Here is a 4,600-nt window from a genome sequence, read left to right on the forward strand (position 1 = left end):
CGCCTGAACGATTTGAATCCCGTCATCAGTTTTATCCGCCGTTTGATATTCCGGTGATCCTGCTCAACCCGGTTGTTCAGGTACTTACTTTGTCTGACCGTAATGCATTCTGCTGCATTGTCTCAGCAAAATGCTTACGGGCATCAGTAAACGTTAATGAGTGCATTTTTTGCCTTCCTGTCATAGGTATCATTTGTACAACTATAGCACTTGTACCTACTAGGTACACATTTGGATGCACTACATGCTCTGGTAACTTATGACCCCGACCGTGTGTTTCTAAGTAATACTTTTAACTTTATATAATGGGACTTATGTAAAGTTAGTCTTCTTTTGATGGAGCTGGTAATCTAACCAGTAGTTACAGGTGTAGATGAATTTTTGCAGTAAATCGTGTAGGTTGCTCTACGTGAAATCTGCAGGGTAAATCCCCTGCATTTTTTTCAGAATCTACGTAGCGTCGTCAGTGAACGGGAGTTCTCTTTTTAAGCTATATGGGCAAATTAACACCAACTCACCAGACACTACCGGCTATCCAGGCTGAAGAGGATGTTTTGGCCAGGCTAAAGGAATTTGTACAGGATAAGGAAGCATTTTCACCCAATACATGGCGACAATTAATGAGCGTGATGCGAATTTGCCATAAATGGTCGGCAGAGAATGGGCGTTCGTTTCTGCCTATGCTTCCGGATGATCTTCGCGACTATTTGAACTGGTTGCAAATGAATGGACGTGCTTCCTCGACGATTGCCACACATGGTTCTTTGATTTCTATGTTACACCGTAACGCTGGTCTTACCCCTCCTAACTCCTCACCGTTGGTTTTCCGGGCTGTTAAGAAGATAAATCGTGTTGCGGTTGTCACGGGTGAGCGTACTGGCCAGGCCGTACCCTTTCGTCTTGATGATTTGCTTGAACTTGATGCGTTATGGTGTGACTCGTTATTGCTTCGGCATAAACGTGATTTGGCATTTCTGCATCTCGCTTATAGCACGCTGCTGCGTATCAGTGAATTAGCCCGTCTCCGTGTTCGAGACATTTCCCGCGCACCGGATGGCAGGATCATCCTCAACGTAAGCTATACCAAAACTATTGTTCAGACCGGTGGCCTGATCAAATCACTAAGTTCGCAGTCTTCCCGCCGGTTGTCGGAATGGCTGTCGGTATCTGGTATCAATGCTGAACCTGACGCTTTCCTCTTCTGTCCGGTTCACCGCTCTGGGAGTGCAACTCTTTCTATCACCCGTCCGCTGAGCACGCCGGCTATAGAATTTATCTTCACCCAGGCTTGGCGTACGATTGGAACAGCTGAAAATATCACCCCCAATAAAGGACGCTACATGACCTGGACTGGTCACAGTGCTCGTGTAGGAGCTGCACAGGACATGGCGGGATGTGGCTATGCCGTTGCTCAGATTATGCAGGAAGGGACATGGAAAAAGCCTGAGACTTTAATGCGCTATATCCGCAATCTTCAGGCTCATGAAGGTGCGATGACTGATCTTATGGAAAAAACCTTCTAAATCATGAAAATAAAAAATAGCATAAGTCACACTTCATCATTATGAAGTATTACTTAGTGTTTTCGATTTTATCACTGGCCGCTGACGACGGTTCTGTTGCATTAACGAGCAGACCGGCAGAAAATGCGCTGTCTGGTTTTCACGCAGCCAGAAATAAAACTGTTTTGCCGGCGACAATCCGTCCCCGTCAGGATGAGCATACTGCCCCTTGCCTATCATGTGAACCAGCTCAATACCCCCAAGGACAGCCTGCGCCCGGCGGAATGATTTGAATCCCAGCATCTGCCGTATCCGGCATTTGATATTACAGTGATCCTGCTCAACCAGATTATTCAGGTACTTATTCTGTCTGACCTTTATGTAGTCATCGGCCTCTTTGCCGGTATTGCGTTCCGCAAGGGCGGCGGTGTTTGCACCGTTTTTATCGATAGTCACCACTTCCGGTTCACCATGGTGGCGGATGGCCTTACGGAATAAACGCAGAGCTGCTGCCGTATCCCGCTTCGCCGTCAGCAGGAAATCGATGTTCTGCCCTGCGCTATCGACGGCCCGGTACAGGTATTTCCACTGCCCTCTGACTCTGATGTAGGTTTCGTCCATTCGCCAGCGGCGACCCACCGGGCGTTTATGCCGTCGGAACACCTTATCCAGCAGAGGCACCAGGCGGATGACCCAGCGGTGAAGCGTGGAATGGTCAACTTCCAGATCACGCAGGCTGTGTGAGTACGACAGATACCAGCGGACACACTGGGCAATGACATCGATGGGATAATGCAAGCGTTTAAACGATTTTCGGATCATAGACATAGTCATGAAACATTAAAAAAAACAACATATTACCTGACGACATCTTAATGCGACAGAACCTCCTGGACGGCCTGTTCATCCAACACAGAATGTCAGTAAGCCCCGATTGACAAGAGATTTGTTGTAGGCGTTCCAGTTGGTGATTGTGAACTTTTGTTTTGCCACTGGGGTACCGCTACAGGATCAGGAATGCGGAGATCTGATCCTGATTGCTGCCAAACGTTCGATTTATTTAACTAGCCCTCAGAATTTTGAAAGCTTTAATTTTTCAGTGAGTTCAGAAATTGATAAGGCTTTACTAAAAACCCACCCCTGAATGAGGGCGTCTGGGCAGAAATTTAATATTTCGTCTTTTTGTTCCTCAGTCTCGACCCCCTCGAAAACTATTTTCGTATCAAGCTCTTTCGCTATTTCATGTATTTTTCGTAACACCATTTCGGCTGGAGATCTAGTTCCTACAGCTTGAGAAAAAGATCTGTCTATCTTTATGATGTCAACATCAAGATTTGCCAAATAAGCTAAACTGGAATAACCAGACCCAAAGTCATCAATAAATACTTTATGGCCTAGACTATGGATTTTTTTAATCCCTTTATCAATTTCGCTGATTTCAGTCGTGGCACTTTCAAGTATTTCTATTGCAATTTGGCCTGGTAATATTCCGAGGTTTTTTGATTTTGATGACAAATTAAGTAATAGTGAATTATCTAACAGGTCTTTAGTTTCAAAATTAAAACTAAAGTAAGTTTTTGTATTGTTGTGAAATAATTCTGTTAATTCTGTTAATTCTGTTAATTCTGTTAATTCTGTTAATTCTGTTAATGCATTATTAATGATTAAATGGTTAAGCGCATCTTGCAATCCAATTTCTTCAGCTTTTTTTAAGAAGATATTTGGTGGTACGGAACCAAGTTTTCTATCATCCCAACGTGCTAAAACTTCGAATCCTGCAACTTCTCTTGTCATTCCATGGAGTATTGGTTGATAGACGGTGTATATCAACCCATCGGCTATAGCTTTCTTTAGTCGATATTCAAGCGAGTCCCTAGCATCTAAATATTTAGTTGATGCATAGAAAAAAAAGAAACCGGAAGATACACCTATAAATGAAATGAAAGCGATAAGACTTGGCTGTTTTGTTGATAAAATATTTGAAACAATGCTTGACTCTACGCATATGTCGTATTTTTTAGAGCATTTTTTCGTTTTCAAAGTTGTTAATAGATACTGTTTTTTTAATTTTCCGAAATGTCTCATGATGGTTTTCCCATCATGAGACGTTATAGTCGTGAGTATATCATGTGACGGCGAATCGAACGGAGAGAAAGCTGTTGGGGATGTAACTACAAACGAGTTACCTTTCGCTGATATATATACCGTCATGTCAGTTTTAAAATAAACAGAAGCACCATTCCAAAGTATTACATTGTTTTTTGTTAGTAGTTCATTACCTTTTAATTTAAAGTTTTGGATTATGCCCCACATAGCAGAGCATGTGATTTTATTGTCTTTTATATAACCAGCGTCCTTTATATATATTTATAAGTTATTTCCTTTGTGAACTCAAGGTAATTTTTCCCACATGCTTTACCATCCAGTTTATTTAACTCATTAAGTGCTGATGTAAGGTTTTCTGCGACTATTTCGGCATGATTTAGAATAGCGTTTGAATATGAATTCATTCTACTATTTGTACTAGCCATCCATATAAATTGAGATATAGTAAATGAGAATAACACGCCTATTATAATGCACAATGCCAATTGTATTTTATTGATTTTTTTATTTGTTTCCATTAAATTACTCCATCTGAATATTTTTTGTTGTTTGCCAGAATCATTTAATTTTTATATATGCTCTATTCGTTGGCGTGTGATATATTCATCATAGTAGATTGCACTTTACAACTGTACTCAGCAAGTCCCAAATATGCCGCTCAATTTGCTGTGTGTAACGTTTGCTGATAATGCGTGCAGCTTTCCCTTGAGACGTTACTCATACAGCTGCCATCCGTCCGTCATCCATACAACCGCTTCAAAGGCCGACAACATGCTCAGAATATCATGGTGCGTTCACCAAAGACAGGTTCATCAGACGCTGTGCCTGACGTTCTGTGAGATCCAATTGAGAGTCGGCATCACGGTGACGCAAGCTCTTTTGGTTCTGTCGCATTAAAACTCTGTCAGGTAACATACTGTTTTTTTTTCTGTAATGTTGTTTGCCCATGTCCCTGATCCGAAACTCCTTTCGACGCCTGCATTATCCCACCG

3 protein-coding genes and 4 pseudogenes are annotated in these 4,600 nt (G+C 42.2%); 1 reads left to right on the forward strand and 6 read right to left on the reverse strand.

The annotated features are described in order from the left end of the window. Nucleotides 1-110, reverse strand: a pseudogene (locus J8X26_RS24920) (DDE-type integrase/transposase/recombinase); the annotation flags it as partial. A 384-nt stretch (nt 111-494) separates the two neighbouring features. Between J8X26_RS24920 and J8X26_RS24925 the strand changes: the two are divergent. Continuing rightward, on the forward strand, nt 495-1,523 hold the full coding sequence (locus J8X26_RS24925; protein ID WP_208952289.1) for a tyrosine-type recombinase/integrase: 1,029 nt from the start codon (nt 495-497) through the stop codon (nt 1,521-1,523). Nucleotides 1,524-1,676: 153 nt separating this feature from the next. Here the strand turns inward: J8X26_RS24925 and J8X26_RS24930 are convergent. From J8X26_RS24930 to J8X26_RS24945, 5 genes and pseudogenes are all read right to left on the reverse strand, one after another. Continuing rightward, nucleotides 1,677-2,330: pseudogene (locus J8X26_RS24930) on the reverse strand (IS6 family transposase); the annotation flags it as partial. A gap of 62 nt (nt 2,331-2,392) precedes the next feature. Then, nucleotides 2,393-2,495, reverse strand: a pseudogene (locus J8X26_RS28110) (IS5/IS1182 family transposase); the annotation flags it as partial. A 78-nt stretch (nt 2,496-2,573) separates the two neighbouring features. Beyond that, nucleotides 2,574-3,815, reverse strand: coding sequence for an EAL domain-containing protein (locus J8X26_RS24935; protein ID WP_244370850.1), 1,242 nt, complete (start codon nt 3,813-3,815; stop codon nt 2,574-2,576). Nucleotides 3,816-3,859: 44 nt separating this feature from the next. Beyond that, nucleotides 3,860-4,126 (reverse strand): hypothetical protein, encoded by a 267-nt coding sequence (locus J8X26_RS24940; RefSeq protein WP_208952291.1) that lies wholly within the window; start codon nt 4,124-4,126, stop codon nt 3,860-3,862. 133 nt (nt 4,127-4,259) lie between these two features. Beyond that, nucleotides 4,260-4,390: pseudogene (locus J8X26_RS24945) on the reverse strand (IS1 family transposase); the annotation flags it as partial. Between the last annotated feature and the right edge of the window lie 210 nt (nt 4,391-4,600).

This window comes from Rahnella sp. ChDrAdgB13, from assembly GCF_017655185.1.
Classification (GTDB): domain Bacteria; phylum Pseudomonadota; class Gammaproteobacteria; order Enterobacterales; family Enterobacteriaceae; genus Rahnella; species Rahnella contaminans.

Coding starts and splice junctions, on each gene's coding strand:
- J8X26_RS24925 (WP_208952289.1), top strand. CDS start 495: ATGGGCAAATTAACACCAACTCACCAGACACTACCGGCTATCCAGGCT.
- J8X26_RS24935 (WP_244370850.1), bottom strand. CDS start 3,815: ATGTGGGGCATAATCCAAAACTTTAAATTAAAAGGTAATGAACTACTA.
- J8X26_RS24940 (WP_208952291.1), bottom strand. CDS start 4,126: ATGGAAACAAATAAAAAAATCAATAAAATACAATTGGCATTGTGCATT.